Source organism: Bacillus sp. S/N-304-OC-R1, from assembly GCF_019749375.1.
GTDB lineage: Bacteria > Bacillota > Bacilli > Bacillales > Cytobacillaceae > Cytobacillus.
Map to the genome: position 1 here is coordinate 148,648 of NZ_JACWFE010000022.1, position 17,636 is coordinate 166,283.

The 17,636-nt window shown below is 38.0% G+C and carries 14 protein-coding genes; 8 read left to right on the forward strand and 6 right to left on the reverse strand.

The features are described from left to right. Positions 1–25: 25 nt before the first annotated feature. The 6 genes from mnmG to rpmH all read right to left on the reverse strand — a co-directional run bounded on the left by mnmG (position 26) and on the right by rpmH (position 6,119). The gene (mnmG, locus tag H0173_RS17430; protein WP_221847784.1) at positions 26–1,915 is read right to left on the reverse strand and encodes a tRNA uridine-5-carboxymethylaminomethyl(34) synthesis enzyme MnmG; all 1,890 of its coding nucleotides are present in this window, start codon (positions 1,913–1,915) and stop codon (positions 26–28) included. A gap of 331 nt (positions 1,916–2,246) precedes the next feature. After that, positions 2,247–3,632: a tRNA uridine-5-carboxymethylaminomethyl(34) synthesis GTPase MnmE gene (mnmE, locus tag H0173_RS17435; RefSeq protein ID WP_221847785.1), complete on the reverse strand. Its 1,386-nt coding sequence runs from the start codon at positions 3,630–3,632 to the stop codon at positions 2,247–2,249. Between the two features lie 299 nt (positions 3,633–3,931). After that, positions 3,932–4,552, reverse strand: coding sequence for an RNA-binding cell elongation regulator Jag/EloR (jag, locus tag H0173_RS17440; RefSeq protein WP_221847786.1), 621 nt, complete (start codon positions 4,550–4,552; stop codon positions 3,932–3,934). Beyond that, positions 4,549–5,325 (reverse strand): YidC family membrane integrase SpoIIIJ, encoded by a 777-nt coding sequence (spoIIIJ, locus tag H0173_RS17445; protein ID WP_221847787.1) that lies wholly within the window; start codon positions 5,323–5,325, stop codon positions 4,549–4,551. Before spoIIIJ ends, jag begins: the two co-directional genes overlap by 4 nt. 148 nt (positions 5,326–5,473) lie before the next feature. Then, on the reverse strand, positions 5,474–5,851 hold the full coding sequence (rnpA, locus tag H0173_RS17450; protein WP_221847788.1) for a ribonuclease P protein component: 378 nt from the start codon (positions 5,849–5,851) through the stop codon (positions 5,474–5,476). Between the two features lie 133 nt (positions 5,852–5,984). Further along, positions 5,985–6,119, reverse strand: coding sequence for a 50S ribosomal protein L34 (gene rpmH, locus H0173_RS17455; protein ID WP_053478303.1), 135 nt, complete (start codon positions 6,117–6,119; stop codon positions 5,985–5,987). A gap of 743 nt (positions 6,120–6,862) precedes the next feature. On the opposite strand from rpmH, the gene dnaA reads away from it, so the two are divergent. From dnaA to H0173_RS17495, 8 genes are all read left to right on the forward strand, one after another. Continuing rightward, a complete protein-coding gene (gene dnaA / locus H0173_RS17460; protein ID WP_221847789.1) occupies positions 6,863–8,209 on the forward strand; it encodes a chromosomal replication initiator protein DnaA in 1,347 nt (448 codons plus the stop codon). A gap of 175 nt (positions 8,210–8,384) precedes the next feature. Then, positions 8,385–9,521, forward strand: coding sequence for a DNA polymerase III subunit beta (gene dnaN, locus H0173_RS17465; protein WP_221847790.1), 1,137 nt, complete (start codon positions 8,385–8,387; stop codon positions 9,519–9,521). Positions 9,522–9,722: 201 nt separating this feature from the next. Further along, positions 9,723–9,932 (forward strand): S4 domain-containing protein YaaA, encoded by a 210-nt coding sequence (gene yaaA / locus H0173_RS17470; RefSeq protein WP_221847791.1) that lies wholly within the window; start codon positions 9,723–9,725, stop codon positions 9,930–9,932. A gap of 48 nt (positions 9,933–9,980) precedes the next feature. Beyond that, the gene (gene recF, locus H0173_RS17475) at positions 9,981–11,099 is read left to right on the forward strand and encodes a DNA replication/repair protein RecF (RefSeq protein ID WP_221847792.1); all 1,119 of its coding nucleotides are present in this window, start codon (positions 9,981–9,983) and stop codon (positions 11,097–11,099) included. 9 nt (positions 11,100–11,108) lie between these two features. Then, positions 11,109–11,348, forward strand: a complete 240-nt coding sequence (gene remB, locus H0173_RS17480; protein ID WP_221847793.1) for an extracellular matrix regulator RemB — start codon at positions 11,109–11,111, stop codon at positions 11,346–11,348. A 98-nt stretch (positions 11,349–11,446) separates the two neighbouring features. After that, the gene (gene gyrB / locus H0173_RS17485) at positions 11,447–13,369 is read left to right on the forward strand and encodes a DNA topoisomerase (ATP-hydrolyzing) subunit B (protein WP_221847794.1); all 1,923 of its coding nucleotides are present in this window, start codon (positions 11,447–11,449) and stop codon (positions 13,367–13,369) included. A gap of 225 nt (positions 13,370–13,594) precedes the next feature. Then, positions 13,595–16,120 carry a DNA gyrase subunit A gene (gene gyrA / locus H0173_RS17490; protein ID WP_221847795.1) on the forward strand — a complete coding sequence of 842 codons (2,526 nt, stop codon included), beginning with the start codon at positions 13,595–13,597 and terminating at the stop codon, positions 16,118–16,120. 96 nt (positions 16,121–16,216) lie between these two features. Then, complete coding sequence (locus H0173_RS17495; RefSeq protein ID WP_313770664.1) at positions 16,217–17,308, forward strand: HD-GYP domain-containing protein; 1,092 nt, start codon at positions 16,217–16,219, stop codon at positions 17,306–17,308. Positions 17,309–17,636: the final 328 nt, after the last annotated feature.

Below are 17,636 nucleotides of genomic sequence, written 5' to 3' on the forward strand. Positions count from 1 at the left end.
TCTCAAGCTATGAATTTTTAAGTGCTTAGTCATTTGTAACCTTTGCAATCCTTCCTTGTTCAATATAAACAAGCAGGATTGAAATATCAGCTGGGTTTACACCCGAAATTCTAGAAGCTTGTGCAATAGATAATGGCATAACCTCTTTCAGGTTATGTCTTGCCTCTTTTGCAAGACCGGTAATCGCGTCATAATCGATATTTTCTGGAATCTTCTTATCTTCCATTTTTTTAAGACGTTCCACCTGCTGAAGGGACTTATCAATATAACCCTCATATTTGATTTGGATCTCCACTTGCTCTTCGACTTCGTGATCCAGCTTCACTTCTCCGGGAGCAAGCTGCCAAATATGTTCATATGACATTTCCGGTCTTTTTAGTAAATCAGATGCGCGAATTCCGTCCTTTAATTCGGTTCCGCCAATACTTTTAATTAATTCCTGAACGTCCTTTGAAGGCTTGAGGATAATTCCTTTTAGGCGTTCAATTTCTTGTTCAATCGCTTCTTTTTTTGCGATGAATTTTTGATAACGTTCTTCACTAATTAGCCCAACCTTGTAGCCAAGCTCTGTTAATCTTAAATCTGCATTATCATGACGAAGCAGTAAACGGTATTCAGCACGAGATGTTAACAAACGGTATGGCTCTTGGGTTCCCTTTGTAATCAGGTCATCAATCATTACCCCGATATACGCATCCGAACGGTTAAGGATCAACTCGTCCTTGCCAAATACATTCATAGCAGCGTTAATTCCGGCAATCAGCCCTTGTGCGCCTGCTTCTTCGTATCCGGACGTACCGTTTATTTGGCCCGCAGTATATAAGTTCTTCACCTTTTTTGTCTCTAATGTTGGCCATAGCTGTGTCGGTCTTACAGAATCATATTCAATCGCATATCCTGCACGCATCATTTGAGCGTTTTCAAGGCCTGGTACACTGCGAATTAGATCATGCTGCACTTCCTCAGGCAAGCTAGTTGATAGTCCTTGAACATACACCTCTTGCGTATTTCTTCCTTCCGGCTCTAAGAAAATTTGGTGACGCGGCTTATCATTAAAACGAACAATCTTATCTTCAATTGAAGGACAGTAACGCGGCCCCTTCCCTTTTATCATTCCTGAATACATAGGGGAACGATGGAGATTAGCCTCGATAATTTGATGTGTTTTTTCACTAGTATATGTTAGCCAGCATGGCAGCTGATCGGTAATAAATTTTGTTGTTTCATACGAAAATGCCAGCGGTTCATCATCGCCAGGCTGTATTTCCGTTTTGCTGTAATCAATCGTATTGCTGTTTACACGAGGAGGCGTTCCTGTTTTAAAGCGCTCGAGTTCAAAGCCAATTTCCTCTAAATGCTCTGAAAGCTTAATAGACGGCTGCTGATTATTCGGCCCGCTAGAATATTTCAGTTCTCCTAAAATAATTTCCCCTCTTAAAAATGTACCTGTTGTAATAATAACGGCTTTTGAGTGATAGACTGCACCGGTTTTCGTAATAACCCCTTTGCATACGCCATCTTCAACAATAAGCCTCTCAACCATTCCTTGAATAAGGGTAAGGTTTGGTTCATTTTCAAGTGTCTTTTTCATTTCATGCTGATACGCAAATTTATCAGCCTGGGCTCTTAAGGCACGAACAGCTGGCCCCTTCCCTGTATTCAGCATCCGCATTTGGATATAGGTTTTATCCAGGTTCTTTGCCATTTCTCCACCCAATGCGTCAATTTCTCTCACAACCGTTCCCTTTGCCGGACCTCCGATTGACGGATTACATGGCATAAAGGCAACCATATCTAAATTGATCGTTACGACTAATGTCTTTGCGCCAATGCGGGCAGACGCAAGGCCAGCCTCACAGCCTGCATGACCAGCCCCGACCACAATGACATCATATGTTCCAGCTTCATATGGCATGATGCTGCCTCCTTTTTATATTTCATAAGCTTGTGCTTTCTTTTTGTCTATCTCTAGTATTCAAGGCAATTCCGCTTTTCTTATTGTCTAGCTCCAGCGCCTAGCCCCTCGAGGTCATAAGTCAATCCTCTTAGATAGGTAAAGTACACCTTTCCAAGAGGCTCGCCTTATGCTTGTCGGGGCTGACCAAGGCGCTTCCGCTTTTCTTATTGTCTAGCTTCGAGTGCCATCGGCTCGAGGTCTTAAGCCATTCCATCATGAAGGTAAAGTACAACCTCCACGACGGACTGTCTTAAGCTTGTCGCCGATAAACAGGTACTCTCCGCTTTTCTTATTTCCCCAAACAGAATTGCGCGAATAACTGATCGATTAAGCTTTCATGTACACTGTCACCAATGATTTCACCTAGGAGCTCCCATGTTCTAGTAAAGTCAATTTGCACGATATCAATAGGCGTACCCATTTCAACAGCCATTAACGCATCTTCCATTGCATGTAATGCCTGATTTAACAATGCGATATGACGTGAATTTGAAACATAGGTCATATCTCTTGCTTCTATCGAGCCTTCAAAAAATAGAGAGGCAATAGCTTCTTCGAGTTCATCTACTCCCCTATCCTCTAATAAGGATGTTGTTACGAGCTTATGGTTCTGAGTTAGGCTCCGAACACGCTCCATATCAATCTTTTGAGGCAAATCTGTTTTATTTACAATGACAATAACATCCATGCCTTCAACAGCTTTAAATAAATTTTCATCTTCTTCTGTTAAGTCATCCGAATAATTTAGAACAAGCAAAATAAGGTCCGCTTCTTTTAAAACCTGGCGGGACCTTTCTACGCCGATTCGTTCGACTATATCCTCTGTTTCTCTTATCCCTGCTGTATCCAATAAACGCAGCGGCACACCCCGCACGTTCACGTACTCTTCAATCACATCTCGAGTTGTCCCCGGAATATCAGTAACAATTGCTTTATTTTCCTGAACAAGACTATTCAATAACGATGATTTCCCTACATTAGGACGTCCAACAATAACAGTTGATAAGCCTTCACGTAAAATTTTTCCCTGTTGAGAGGTCCGAAGCAGTTTTTCTATTTCCTCCTTCACGAAGGAGCCCTTTTCTAATAGAAGCCCATGCGTCATTTCTTCTACATCATCATATTCAGGATAATCTATATTCACTTCGACATGTGCAAGTGTTTCCAATATTTCTTGACGAAGCTTCCGAATAAGCTTCGAAAGTCTGCCTTCCATTTGACCGAGGGCTACATTCATAGCTCGATCTGTTTTAGCACGGATAAGATCCATAACGGCCTCCGCCTGAGATAAATCAATCCGTCCATTTAAAAACGCTCGCTTCGTAAATTCACCTGGCTCTGCAAGTCTTGCTCCGTAACTTAATACGAGCTGCAGCACCCGATTGACAGATGCAATTCCTCCGTGGCAATTGATTTCAACGACATCCTCTTTCGTAAACGTTCTCGGAGCCTTCATAACCGAAACCATGACTTCTTCCGCAATTTCCTGCGTTTTTGGATCGAGCATATGCCCATAATGAATCGTATGAGATGCTACTTCTTTTAGTCTTTTTCCGCCTACACCTCTAAACATATTATCAGCAATCGCAATGGCTTCATCTCCACTCAAACGAACAATGGCAATTGCCCCTTCACCCATCGGCGTCGAAATTGCAGCAATCGTATCAAACTCCATTAAACTCCACCTCTTTTCATCCTAACATCCATTATCTATAAAAATGATTTCATGTAATTTCTACAAAATAATAGAATATCATATGCCTTTTTATTAGAAAACAAGTTTGCCTTTCTCATTCTTCATTTCAACTTGTCCACAGAATCATTTATTTAATTTTTCATCTTTTTATCCACAGCCAACTAATTGAGTATACTATATTTTAGCTTATCCACATGTGAATAACAATAACAGCCATCACGAAACAAATTCTAAAATGAACAAAAAAAGAACCCAATCATAATGATTGGGTTCTCATCTTATTTAACTGGTGTAATCACAAGATGACGATACGGATCGTTTCCGCTTGAAAATGTTTTAATTCGTTTATTATCTGCTAGAGCGGTATGAATAACCTTTCTTTCATAAGAAGGCATCGGCTCTAATTTAACAGCTTGACCTGTTCTTATGGCCTTTTGCGCAAGCCGCTCGGCTAATTGGATAAGAGTTTCATTGCGTCTTTTCCGGTAATCCTCGGCATCCAACAATACATTAATATATTGTTCTGAATATCGATTGATAACTAACTGTGTTAAAAATTGCAAAGAATTTAAAGTCTGGCCCCTTTTTCCAATAAGAAGAGCAATCTTTTCTCCTGTTAAGATAAACTCAATGTTCCGGCCGCTTCCAATTGTATCAATTTCAATAGCTGCGCCCATTTTTTCGCTTACCTCTATAAGGAACTTCTTCCCTTCTTCAATTGGATCCATCTTCATAACAGCTTTTACAATCGCTGGCCGTGAACCAAAAATTCCAAATAAACCCTTTTTACCTTCATCGACGATTGTAATTTCTGTACGTTCTTTTGTTGTCTGCAACTGAGCTAGAGCCGACTTTACTGCTTCCTCGACGGTCTGTCCTGTAGCAGTGACCTGTTTCACTTTTTAGCTCCTCCTGCTTTACCGGCTGCTGCTTGCTTCAGCTCCGGACCTTTAATAAAATACGTCTGAACAATCATGAAGATATTACCTACTACCCAGTACAATGAAAGAGCAGCTGGGAAATTAATAGCAAAAACAACAATCATAATTGGCATAAGCCATAGCATCATCGCCATTTGCGGATTTTGATTAGCATTACCTGCCATCATCATTTTTTGCTGAATAAAAGTAGTTACACCCGCAACCAGAGGCAATAAGTAGATTGGATCTGGCGCACCTAGTTCAAACCATAAAAAGGAATGAGCCTTTATTTCCTGAGTACGTGAAATTGCATGATAGAATCCAATCAGGACTGGCATTTGAATCACTAACGGAAAACATCCAGCTAATGGGTTTACCCCATGCTGTTGAAATAATGCCATTGTTTCCTGCTGCAGCTTTTGCTGGGTTTTTTGATCTTTTGAGCTGTATTTCTCTCTTAATTTTTGCATTTCAGGCTGTAATGCCTGCATAGCTTTTGAGCTTTTTGTTTGCTTAATCATTAGAGGCAGCATGAACAAACGCACGATAATGGTTACAATAATAATAGATAAACCAAAATTGCCTCCAAAAAACTCAGCAACTTTTATGATAAAAAGTGAAAGCGGATAAACGATATACTCGTTCCAAAAGCCTACACTTTCAGATGTAATCGGTTTATTAATATCAGTACAGCCTGATAAGAGCGCCATTAAGAAGATTAAACCGACTACAAGTAATATTCTTTTCTTCAAACGTCTTTTCCTCCTAACTGCTACGAAAATTAATATGTATTTCCAAGCTTGTCTCCTTCTAAATAGCTAAACTAATTCAGAAGATTATGGAAAACCAAATTAAATATATTTTACCATTTTTACTAATGCATGTCTTTAATGAAAAATCTTATACATTAGGCTGTTTATCATTTGTCTTTGGTTTCTGTCTAATTAATACTTTGGATAGTTTTAAAACATGAATTAAACTGTTTTTAATTTCAAGAAATCCCATATCTGCTACAGGTTTCCTTGCAATAATAATATAATCAAATTCATGTTTTAACTCATGCTCAATCTCATGAAAAGCCTGACGAACATATCGTTTAATTTGATTTCTTGTGACAGCGTTGCCAATTTTCTTACTGACTGACAGACCAATGCGAAAATGATCCTGCCCAGGCTTGCTTAATGAATACACCACAAATTGGCGATTTGCAAATGATGTGCCTTTTTTAAAAGCATCTTGGAATTCTTTATTCTTCTTCACTCTAAATTCTTTTTTCATCGTCCTATATCCTCTCAAGAAATGATCCAGTATCTAGAACAGCTTTGAAACTGGACAATAGATAAGCGGAAGACTATGTTTTCTAGAAAATCTATTAGATTATGGAAAAAAAGACCACTGACGTTTCAGTGGCCTAAGCAGATAATACTTTTCTTCCTTTACGACGACGACGAGCTAGGACGTTGCGTCCGTTTGGAGTACTCATGCGACTGCGGAATCCATGAACCTTGCTTCTTTTACGTTTGCTTGGTTGGTAAGTTCTTTTCATTATATGACACCTCCCTGAGGAATAGCTGTTAAAGACAGTCTTTATAATTATAAAGATGTAAATAGTTAATTGTCAACTCGCGTTTAAAAAACCCACTTAGAAAGTTTAACCTCTTTCGAGATCATTGTCACTAAAAAATTTTTGCTTAAATACACAAAATTCCCATTCCGTATTATAACGAAGATTCATTTCAAAAAAAAAAGCAAATCCTCTATTACATCGAGAATTATGCCACTCTCTCTATCTTTTTTTAGCTGTGGATATTTTTTCGACATATTTTTTATTATCCACAACACATATTGACAGCTTTTTCACACAAACACCCCTTGTGGACAATTTAAATCCACATCTACTTAAGCTTGTGGATAAAATCTTAAAAACCATTGCACCTCTTAGGAATATCTGTTATCATATTTGTGTTTTCACACTTAATTAATCATTGTGTACAACTGCATTATCCACAGATTGTGGATAACATGTGGATGAGTTATTCTCATAGGTTGTAAAACCTTGTCCACAGCTAGTGGATATTGTCGAAATCCTTCTTTCTTTCCTTATTATATGTTTTTCCACATACGAGACATTGTATATTTATTAATACGTAGGTTGTACTGGTTGTATAACCTATATTTTTTTGGCGCCTATCATTCTTTTATACTTAAAAAAGTGATTGTTGGCCTAGTACGTTTTATCTAATCTTATTAAATTTTCTTTAAAAGTAACCGGTAAAGGAGGGCTATCAATTGGAGAACATTGCGGATCTTTGGAATAATGCTCTAGCCAACATAGAAAAGAAAATAAGCAAACCTAGCTATGAAACCTGGCTGAAGTCGACAAAAGCTCACTCTCTCCAAGGTGACACTTTAACGATTACTGCGCCTAATGAGTTTGCACGTGATTGGCTAGAGGAACGTTATTCCCAATTGATCTCTGGAATTCTCTATGACATTACTGGAGAAGAATTAGGGATAAAATTTATTATTCCTCAGAATCAAAACGATGAAGGGCTTAATTTTCCCAATTCGCCTAAAAAAGCGGAAAGAGAAGATGATCATCCTGAGCTGCCATTAAACATGCTTAATCCTAAATACACTTTTGATACATTTGTTATTGGTTCAGGAAACAGATTCGCACATGCTGCATCATTAGCTGTGGCTGAAGCTCCGGCAAAAGCATATAATCCCTTATTTATTTATGGGGGAGTTGGACTCGGGAAAACTCACCTTATGCACGCAATTGGCCATTATGTATTAGATCATAACCCGTCTGCAAAGGTCGTTTACTTATCATCCGAAAAGTTTACTAACGAGTTCATTAACTCGATTCGGGATAATAAAGCCGTTGATTTCCGCAATAAATATCGCAAGGTAGATGTGCTGTTAATTGATGATATTCAATTTCTAGCCGGAAAAGAATCAACACAAGAGGAATTTTTCCATACCTTTAATACTCTACATGAGGAAAGCAAGCAAATTGTTATATCCAGTGATCGTCCACCGAAGGAAATCCCAACACTTGAAGACAGGCTTCGTTCTAGATTTGAATGGGGACTTATTACAGATATTACACCGCCTGATCTAGAGACAAGGATTGCCATTCTTCGTAAGAAAGCAAAAGCGGAAGGCCTGGATATTCCAAATGAAGTAATGTTATACATTGCTAATCAAATTGATTCTAATATTCGTGAATTAGAGGGGGCTCTTATTCGCGTTGTTGCCTATTCCTCTTTAATTAACAAGGACATTAATGCTGATTTGGCAGCTGAGGCACTTAAAGATATTATTCCAAGCTCGAAACCAAAGGTCATTACAATCCTTGATATCCAGCGAGTTGTTGGAGAACACTACAATGTGAAATTAGAAGATTTTAAAGCAAAGAAAAGAACAAAATCAGTTGCTTTTCCGCGACAAATTGCCATGTATTTGTCTAGAGAATTAACCGACTTCTCATTGCCGAAGATTGGAGAGGAATTCGGAGGAAGAGATCATACTACTGTTATTCATGCACATGAAAAGATCTCTAAACTTATTCAAACGGATACTCAATTCCAAAAGCAAATTAAAGAAATTCATGAAATACTAAAAATATAATGTGCATAACATTGATTAGCTTACACACAGTCTGTCCACATGTGGATAGGCTGTGTTTCCATTAAAAAATTGAGTTATCCACATGTTAACAGGCCCTACTAGTACTTCTAGTATTTTTTTTATAAAAAATAATATAACTAACAAAATAAAAAATGCTTATACGGAGGATTAAGAAATGAGATTTATAATCCAACGGGATCGATTAGTTCAAAGTGTACAAGATGTCATGAAGGCAGTAACGAGCAGAACAACTATTCCGATTTTGACAGGGATTAAAATTGTTGCCACAACTGAAGGTGTTACTTTAACGGGAAGTGATTCTGATATTTCGATTGAATCATTTATTCCTAAAGAAGAATCTGGTGATGAAATTGCGGAAATTAAGCAAACAGGCTCTATTGTGCTTCAGGCTAAGTTTTTTAGCGAAATCGTTAAAAAACTTCCTACAGACACAGTAGAAATTCACGTTGAAAATCAATTACAAACTGTTATCCGTTCTGGAAAGTCTGAATTTAAATTAAATGGGCTAGATGCTGAGGAGTATCCGCTATTACCGCAGATCTCTGAAGAAAATGTATTTAAAGTCCCAACAGACCTTCTAAAAGCGATGATTCGCCAAACAGTATTTTCAGTGTCCACCTCAGAAACACGCCCGATCTTGACAGGTGTAAACTGGCGGGTGGAAAATGGGGAATTAACCTGTATTGCAACAGATAGCCATCGACTTGCTTTAAGAAAAGCACTAATCGAAACTGAAACGGCTGAAAATTACAATGTTGTTATTCCTGGAAAAAGCTTGAGCGAATTAAGCAAAATTCTCGATGATCATAATGATCCTGTTGAAATCGTTATTACGGAGAATCAAGTTTTATTTAAGGCGAAGCATTTATTATTTTTCTCAAGATTACTTGAAGGAAATTATCCTGATACATCAAGACTTATTCCAACGGAAAGCAAAACAGATATTGTTGTGGGTACGAAGGAATTTTTACATGCGATTGATCGTGCTTCTCTATTAGCAAGAGAGGGTCGAAATAATGTTGTAAAGTTTACGACGATAGAAGATGGGGTAATTGAAATTTCTTCCAATACACCAGAGGTTGGACATGTTGTTGAAGAAGTGCAAAGCCAATCAATTGAAGGTGAGGATTTAAAAATTTCCTTCAGCGCCAAATTTATGATGGATGCATTAAAGACACTAGAAGGTTCAGAAATAAAGATTAGTTTTACAGGTGCGATGAGACCATTTGTCATTCGTCCGATTAATGATGATTCCATTCTGCAGTTGATTTTGCCTGTAAGAACGTACTAAATAAAGTGAAGGGCTGCCAGCGATAGCTGGTAGCTTTTGCTTTTCAAAATTAGTTTTCTTTGTGTAAAAGCTAAATATTTAGTAAAATAGAACTTTAGAGTACATTCTAGAAATTGTTTTGATTTTATGGGGAAAATAAGTGAAATGAATGGTTTTCCTTTTTTAAAATGTGAAAAATCAAACAATCGAGGAAGTGAAAACATGACAGAAATAAAAATAGATACAGAATATATTACATTAGGCCAATTTCTTAAATTGGCTGATTGTGTTCAGTCTGGCGGTATGGCCAAATGGTTTTTAGATGAGTATGAAGTATTTATCAATGGAGAACAGGATCAGAGAAGAGGAAGAAAGCTCCGAGTGGGAGATGAAATTAAAATCCCGGGACTTGGTTCATTTGTGATCACTTAATTTATAGGCCCACTGCGGCTAAGAGCCATACTAAAAGGATGTAGGTCCATGTATATTGAGCAATTGCAATTAAAAAATTATCGGAATTATGATGAGCTTGAAGTCCAGTTTGAAAATAAAGTAAATGTCATTTTAGGAGAGAATGCTCAAGGAAAAACAAATGTGATGGAATCAATCTATGTTTTAGCCATGGCTAAATCACATCGCACCTCAAATGATAAAGATCTTATTCGCTGGGACCAAGAGTATGCTAAAATAGAAGGTAGGGTCCAAAAGATAAGAGGGCCATTACCGATGCAATTAGTAATTTCAAAAAAGGGAAAAAAAGCAAAATGCAATCATATTGAACAGCAAAAATTAAGCCAATATGTTGGAAATATGAATGTTGTTATGTTTGCACCAGAAGATCTTCATCTGGTAAAAGGCAGCCCTCAGGTCAGGCGGCGCTTTATCGATATGGAAATTGGGCAAGTCTCTCCCATCTATCTTCATGATATTAGCCAGTATCAAAAAATACTGCAGCAGCGGAATCATTATTTAAAGCAGCTTCAAATAAAAAAGCAGACAGATCATACAATGCTGGACATATTAACAGAGCAATTTATTCAAACTGCGGTAAAGATTGTTACAAAGCGCTTTGAATTTCTTCATCTGCTGGAAAATTGGGCAAAGCCGATTCATGAAGGCATATCCAGAGGGCTTGAATCGCTGAAAATAGAGTACAAGCCATCAGCAGATGTATCAGAAGAGCAAGATTTGTCGAAAATGATAAACGTATACGAAGAAAAATTCCTTAAAATAAAAAATAGAGAAATTGAACGCGGCGTGACAATGTTCGGTCCTCATCGGGACGATCTTATTTTTCATGTAAATGGGCGCGATGTGCAAACATTTGGTTCACAAGGACAGCAGCGGACAACCGCTTTATCAGTTAAGCTGGCTGAAATTGAGCTTATTCATTCGGAGATTGGCGAATATCCTTTATTACTACTGGATGATGTCCTTTCTGAGCTTGATGATTATCGGCAATCTCATTTGCTAAATACAATTCAAGGTAAAGTGCAAACCTTTGTCACAACGACAAGTGTTGATGGAATTGATCATCAGACGCTAAAAGAGGCAGCTGCTTTCAGCGTAGAAGCCGGAAGTATGAAAAAGATTCAATGAGGTGAGCATTTGTACATCCATGTCGGTGAAGATATTTTAGTTCGGTCTAAGGATATTGTGGCTATTATAGATAGACAAAGTGTTCACTCTTCTAAAATGGTAGAAGAGTTTTTAGAGCGCCAAAAGCACTCGGTTATTAACCTCTCCAAAGGGTCTTACAAATCAGTGGTAATTACGACGAAGGAAATTTACTTTTCCCCACTGGCTTCAGGTACATTGAAAAAACGTTCCACAAAATCGGCTATTTAAACAAAAAGATAATAGTTTGGCAAAATCAATTAGGCCAGGCTTTTTTATAGATGATTGATAAAGTAATGCAAACGAAAGTGTAGGTGATCGGTGTGTCAATGGAGCAAAAGGCAGTGCAGGAACAGTCTTATGATGCCAATCAGATACAGGTTTTAGAAGGTCTTGAAGCAGTTCGTAAGCGTCCAGGAATGTATATTGGTTCTACAAGTGCGAAAGGTCTCCATCATCTTGTGTGGGAGATTGTAGATAACAGTATTGATGAAGCATTAGCCGGATATTGTTCAGAAATAAATGTGTGCATCGAGAAAGATAATAGTATAACGGTCGTTGATAATGGACGCGGAATTCCTGTAGATATTCAGGAGAAAATGGGACGCCCGGCTGTTGAGGTTATTATGACTGTTCTCCATGCTGGAGGAAAGTTTGGCGGTGGAGGCTATAAAGTTTCCGGAGGTCTGCATGGTGTTGGTGCTTCTGTTGTTAATGCCCTTTCCACGGAATTAGAAGTATTTGTTCACCGTGATGGTCATATTCACTATATTAAATTTGAACGTGGTGTAACATGTGGGGATTTAAAAGTCATTGGTGAGACAGACCATACTGGAACAACTATTCACTTTCAGCCAGATCCTGAAATTTTCACAGAAACGACTGTTTATGACTTTGAAACACTGGCAAACCGGATTCGGGAATTAGCTTTCTTAAATCGAGGTCTTAAGATTACAATTGAGGACAAACGTGAGGAAGGCAAAAAGCTTGAATACATGTATGAAGGCGGAATTAAATCGTATGTCGAGCATTTGAACCGTTCAAAAGAGGTTTTACATGAGGAGCCAATCTATATTGATGGCGAGCGGGAAGGCATTACGGTTGAAGTGTCTATTCAGTACAATGATGGCTACACAAGCAATATTTATTCTTTTGCCAATAATATTAATACGTATGAAGGCGGTACCCATGAAGTGGGCTTTAAAACAGCCTTAACAAGGGTTATCAATGATTATGCTAGAAAAAACGGGATTTTTAAAGAAAGTGATGCTAATCTTTCAGGGGAAGATGTCCGTGAAGGATTAACTGCGATTATTTCCATCAAACATCCTGATCCACAATTTGAAGGGCAAACAAAAACAAAGCTCGGAAACTCTGAAGCCCGTGCAATCACAGATACTGTTTTTTCTGAAGCATTAGAAAAGTTCTTATTAGAGAACCCTACTGTAGCTAGAAAAATCGTTGATAAAGGTCTTATGGCTGCCCGTGCAAGACTAGCAGCGAAAAAGGCCCGTGAATTAACAAGAAGAAAGAGTGCATTGGAAGTTTCGAGCTTGCCAGGAAAATTGGCAGACTGTTCGTCTAAGGATGCCGCTATCTCAGAGCTATATATCGTTGAGGGTGACTCTGCCGGCGGATCGGCAAAACAGGGGCGTGATCGTCATTTCCAAGCGATCCTCCCATTGAGAGGGAAAATCCTCAACGTAGAAAAAGCAAGACTGGATCGTATTCTTTCAAACAATGAAGTTAGAGCGATGATCACTGCTGCTGGTACGGGTATTGGTGAAGATTTTGATATTTCGAAAGCTAGATATCACAAGATAGTCATTATGACGGATGCCGATGTCGATGGCGCCCATATTCGAACTTTATTATTAACGTTCTTCTATCGCTATATGAGACAGATTATTGAGGCTGGATATATTTATATTGCACAGCCGCCATTATATAAAGTCCAACAAGGTAAAAGAATTGAATATGCATACAATGAACGTCAGCTGGAAGAAATCATGGGATCATTGCCAAGCAATCCAAAGCCAAATGTTCAGCGTTATAAAGGGTTAGGGGAAATGAACCCAGATCAGTTATGGGAAACAACGATGAATCCTGAAACGAGAACTCTTCTTCAAGTAAATCTTGAAGATGCAATTGAAGCGGACGAGACTTTTGAAATCTTAATGGGTGACAAAGTTGAACCTCGCCGCCAGTTCATCGAAGAAAATGCATTGTATGTTAAAAATCTAGATATTTAATTAAGCGAAAGGACCCTCGTGCCAAAAGCAGGGACAGTCCTTATAACAAGAATCCAATTTTTGGGCCAGGATAGATAACTAATATTCTATCCTGGTTTTATATACGTGAAGTCCAAACGGTTACTTTGGTAATTAGACTACCTGTTTAAATAAAAACTATTCATCCTGATTTTTTTCGCGATGAAAGCCTAGGAAAAAGCTTTTCACTTAAAGGAGGTTCTTTACATGGCTGAAACTCCGAAGCCCCAAGTAAGAGAGATAAATATTAGCCAAGAGATGCGTTCATCTTTTCTTGACTATGCGATGAGTGTAATTGTTTCACGTGCTTTACCGGATGTCCGCGATGGCTTAAAACCGGTTCACCGCAGGATTTTATACGCAATGCATGATCTTGGCATGCATTCAGATAAACCTTATAAGAAATCAGCACGTATCGTTGGTGATGTTATTGGTAAATACCACCCGCACGGTGACTCTGCTGTCTATGAAACAATGGTGCGGATGGCGCAAGACTTTAACTATCGTTATATGCTGGTGGACGGACATGGGAACTTTGGTTCTGTCGATGGAGACTCCGCAGCGGCAATGCGTTATACGGAAGCTCGTATGTCCAAAATTTCGATGGAGCTTCTAAGAGACATCAATAAAGATACGATTGATTATCAGGATAACTATGACGGTGAAGAGAAAGAGCCTGTAGTATTGCCTGCAAGGTTCCCGAATTTATTAGTAAATGGTACGTCTGGAATAGCTGTAGGAATGGCAACAAATATTCCCCCTCATCAGCTTGGTGAAGTAATTGATGGGGTATTAGCTATTAGTAAGGACCCTGATATTACAATTGCTGAATTAATGGATATTATTCCTGGCCCAGATTTCCCGACTGCTGGAATGATTCTAGGCAGAAGCGGGATTCGAAAGGCATATGAAACGGGAAGAGGCTCTATTACATTAAGAGCCAAAGTTGAAATTGAACAAAAGTCAAATGGCAGAGAAGTCATTATCGTTAACGAAATTCCTTATCAAGTAAACAAAGCAAAGCTGATTGAAAGAATTGCTGAGCTTGTACGAGATAAAAAGATTGATGGTATTACGGATCTTCGGGATGAATCTGACCGTAATGGTATGCGTATTGTCATTGAAGTCCGCAGAGATGCGAACGCTAGTGTTTTATTAAATAATCTATATAAGCAAACTGCCATGCAAACAAGCTTTGGGATCAATTTACTTGCATTAGTAGATGGGGAGCCTAAAGTATTAAACTTGAAGCAGTGCTTAGAGTATTATTTAAATCACCAAAAGGTCGTTATTCGCCGAAGAACAGAGTTCGAATTAAGAAAAGCGGAAGCCCGTGCACATATTTTAGAGGGTTTACGAATTGCACTTGACCACTTGGATGAAGTTATTGCATTAATCCGCAGTTCTCAGACTACCGATATTGCAAGAGAAGGATTAATGACTAAATTTAATCTTTCAGATAAACAAGCACAGGCTATCCTTGATATGCGTCTTCAACGTTTAACTGGTTTAGAACGAGAAAAAATTGAAGATGAATATGCAAGCTTAGTAAAATTAATAGCTGAATTGAAAGCTATTTTAGCGGATGAAGAGAAGGTTCTTGAAATTATCCGTGAAGAGCTGCTTGAAATAAAAGAAAGATTTAACGATGAGCGTCGGACAGAAATTGTTTCCGGAGGCATTGAGCAAATTGAAGATGAAGACTTAATTCCACGTGAGAATATCGTCATTACCCTGACTCATAAGGGGTATATTAAGCGTCTCCCTGTATCGACTTACCGTGCACAAAAACGCGGTGGCCGTGGAATTCAGGGGATGGGGACAAATGAGGATGATTTTGTCGAGCATTTAATGACAACATCTACCCATGATACGATTCTATTCTTCACGAATAAAGGGAAGGTTTATCGAGCGAAGGGGTACGAAATTCCTGAATTTAGCCGTACAGCTAAAGGGATTCCAATTGTGAACCTCCTAAGCGGTATTGAGAAGGATGAATGGGTAAATGCGATTATTCCAATTGAGGAATTCGTAGATGACTGGTTCTTATTCTTAACAACTAGAAAAGGAATTTCTAAGCGATCTCCTCTAACTTCATTTGGAAATATTAGAAACAACGGTCTAATTGCTATCAATCTTCGAGAAGATGATGAATTGATTTCAGTTCGTCTAACAGATGGAACTAAGGAAATTATTATTGGAACTCAAAATGGGCTGCTTATTCGCTTCCCAGAAGGGGATGTTCGTTCAATGGGACGTACTGCGACTGGTGTTAAGGGAATTAGCTTAAGTGAAGATGATGAAGTAGTAGGCATGGAAGTATTAGAAGAGAAATCCCAAATTCTAATTGTTACGAAGAATGGTTATGGTAAACGCACGCCTTCTGAAGAATACCGTATTCAAGGAAGAGGCGGTAAAGGGATAAAAACATGTAATATTACAGAGAAAAATGGCCCTCTTGTCTCGATGAGAGCTGTTACCGGTGAAGAAGACTTAATGTTAATTACAACTGGCGGTGTCCTTATTCGTATGGCAGTGAGTGATATCTCCTTGATGGGACGTAACACTCAAGGTGTAAGACTGATTCGTTTAGATGAAAGCCTAGATGAATATGTTGCAACAGTTGCCAAGGTTGAAAAAGAAGAGGATAAGCCTGAGGAAGAATTAACGAAACCATTAGAAAGTGCAGAGTCCCTTCCAGAAGAAGATGTTGTGGAAGATGACCAGGAATAGTCTGTTTAAAGGAGGAACACAAATTTTGTGTTCCTCCTTTTTAATACAATGGAGTATAATGGTAAAAACGACTCACAACATTTGGGGTGGAAGATTGTGCGTGTTCATATTAATGAGTTGCAAGAAGGATGTATTGTAGCAGATGATATTTTTAGTCTGACAAATCGGCCCATTGTAGCAAAAAAAACAATACTAACTCATGAGTTAATAAATATTTTAAAGATGTTTCTGATCGAAGAAATTCCAGTAGAAAAATTAAAGGTGGATGGGGCATCATTTATTCCTGATGAACCGGTTTATGATCCAAGAGATGAAATTAAAGACACTGCCAATAGAAGTAGTGAATCTCTTGAAGATATGTTTTTAAAAGGGGTACAGGATTATAAAAAAGAGTTTAAAAACTGGCAATCAGGCATGCAGATTGATATTTCAAAAATAAGAAATATTATGCTTCCATTAATTGAAAAATCAGAGAGTCATCCATCCGATTTATTTTCCTTACATCACCTATCTACTAATGATGAATACATGCATCAGCACTCAGTAGCAGTTGGGCTATTAAGCGCCTTCATTGGAAGGAAGCTAAAATATACTAAAGGGGACATTGTGCAGCTAGCTCTTGGGGGATGTCTTTCTGATTCAGGGATGGCAAAGATAAAGCCTTCCATTCTTTTTAAGAATTCTACATTAACCTTGCAAGAATTTGAGGAAATCAAAAAACATCCAGCTTATAGTTATAAAATGGTGCAAAATATTTCTCTTTTAAGAGAAACAACTAAGCTTGGCATTTTTCAGCATCATGAACGATTAGATGGAAGTGGCTATCCATTTGGGGAACAAAATAATAAAATTAATACATTTGCCAAAATTATTGCTGTAGCAGATACATTTCATGCCATGACTAGCAATCGACTTTACCGAAAAAAGCAATCTCCTTTTAAAGTGCTAGAAATGATGCTTCAAGACATGTTTGGAAAATACGATATTGCAGCAATGCAAGCAATCGGATCAGGCTTTATGACATTTTCAATTGGCAGCACTGTAAAACTATCAGACGGACAGATTGCTGAAATTTTATTTATTGAAGAAAAATTCCCAACAAGACCGTTAGTTAAAATCCAGCAAACCGGGGAAATTCTCCATTTAGAAAAGTACCGGCAATTGTACATAGAGGAAGTATTAAAATAGACCAGAACGGTCTATTTTTTATTTCACGTACTAAAAGAATTTCCAGGGAGAAATAACAGACCTTATTCTAAAATAGTACTTGAAAAATCAGTACACGCTTGTTATACTAATTCAAGTCAGTAATTTTAAGAAAGCATATCAATTATTTTTTTAAAAAAAGTTATTGACTATACAACTTCAAAATGTTATATTAATAAAGTCGCCTATGAGCGATAAAATAGTTCTTTGAAAACTGAACGAACAAAAAAACGTCAACGTTTTAGTCTTTTTACTTAAAAAAGACATTTATGAGCTAAAATCAACTCACAATTTATTGGAGAGTTTGATC

Coding starts and splice junctions, on each gene's coding strand:
- rnpA (WP_221847788.1), bottom strand. CDS start 5,851: ATGAAAAAAGAATTTAGAGTGAAGAAGAATAAAGAATTCCAAGATGCT.
- mnmG (WP_221847784.1), bottom strand. CDS start 1,915: ATGCCATATGAAGCTGGAACATATGATGTCATTGTGGTCGGGGCTGGT.
- gyrA (WP_221847795.1), top strand. CDS start 13,595: ATGGCTGAAACTCCGAAGCCCCAAGTAAGAGAGATAAATATTAGCCAA.
- yaaA (WP_221847791.1), top strand. CDS start 9,723: ATGACAGAAATAAAAATAGATACAGAATATATTACATTAGGCCAATTT.
- dnaN (WP_221847790.1), top strand. CDS start 8,385: ATGAGATTTATAATCCAACGGGATCGATTAGTTCAAAGTGTACAAGAT.
- mnmE (WP_221847785.1), bottom strand. CDS start 3,632: ATGGAGTTTGATACGATTGCTGCAATTTCGACGCCGATGGGTGAAGGG.
- gyrB (WP_221847794.1), top strand. CDS start 11,447: ATGGAGCAAAAGGCAGTGCAGGAACAGTCTTATGATGCCAATCAGATA.
- recF (WP_221847792.1), top strand. CDS start 9,981: ATGTATATTGAGCAATTGCAATTAAAAAATTATCGGAATTATGATGAG.
- rpmH (WP_053478303.1), bottom strand. CDS start 6,119: ATGAAAAGAACTTACCAACCAAGCAAACGTAAAAGAAGCAAGGTTCAT.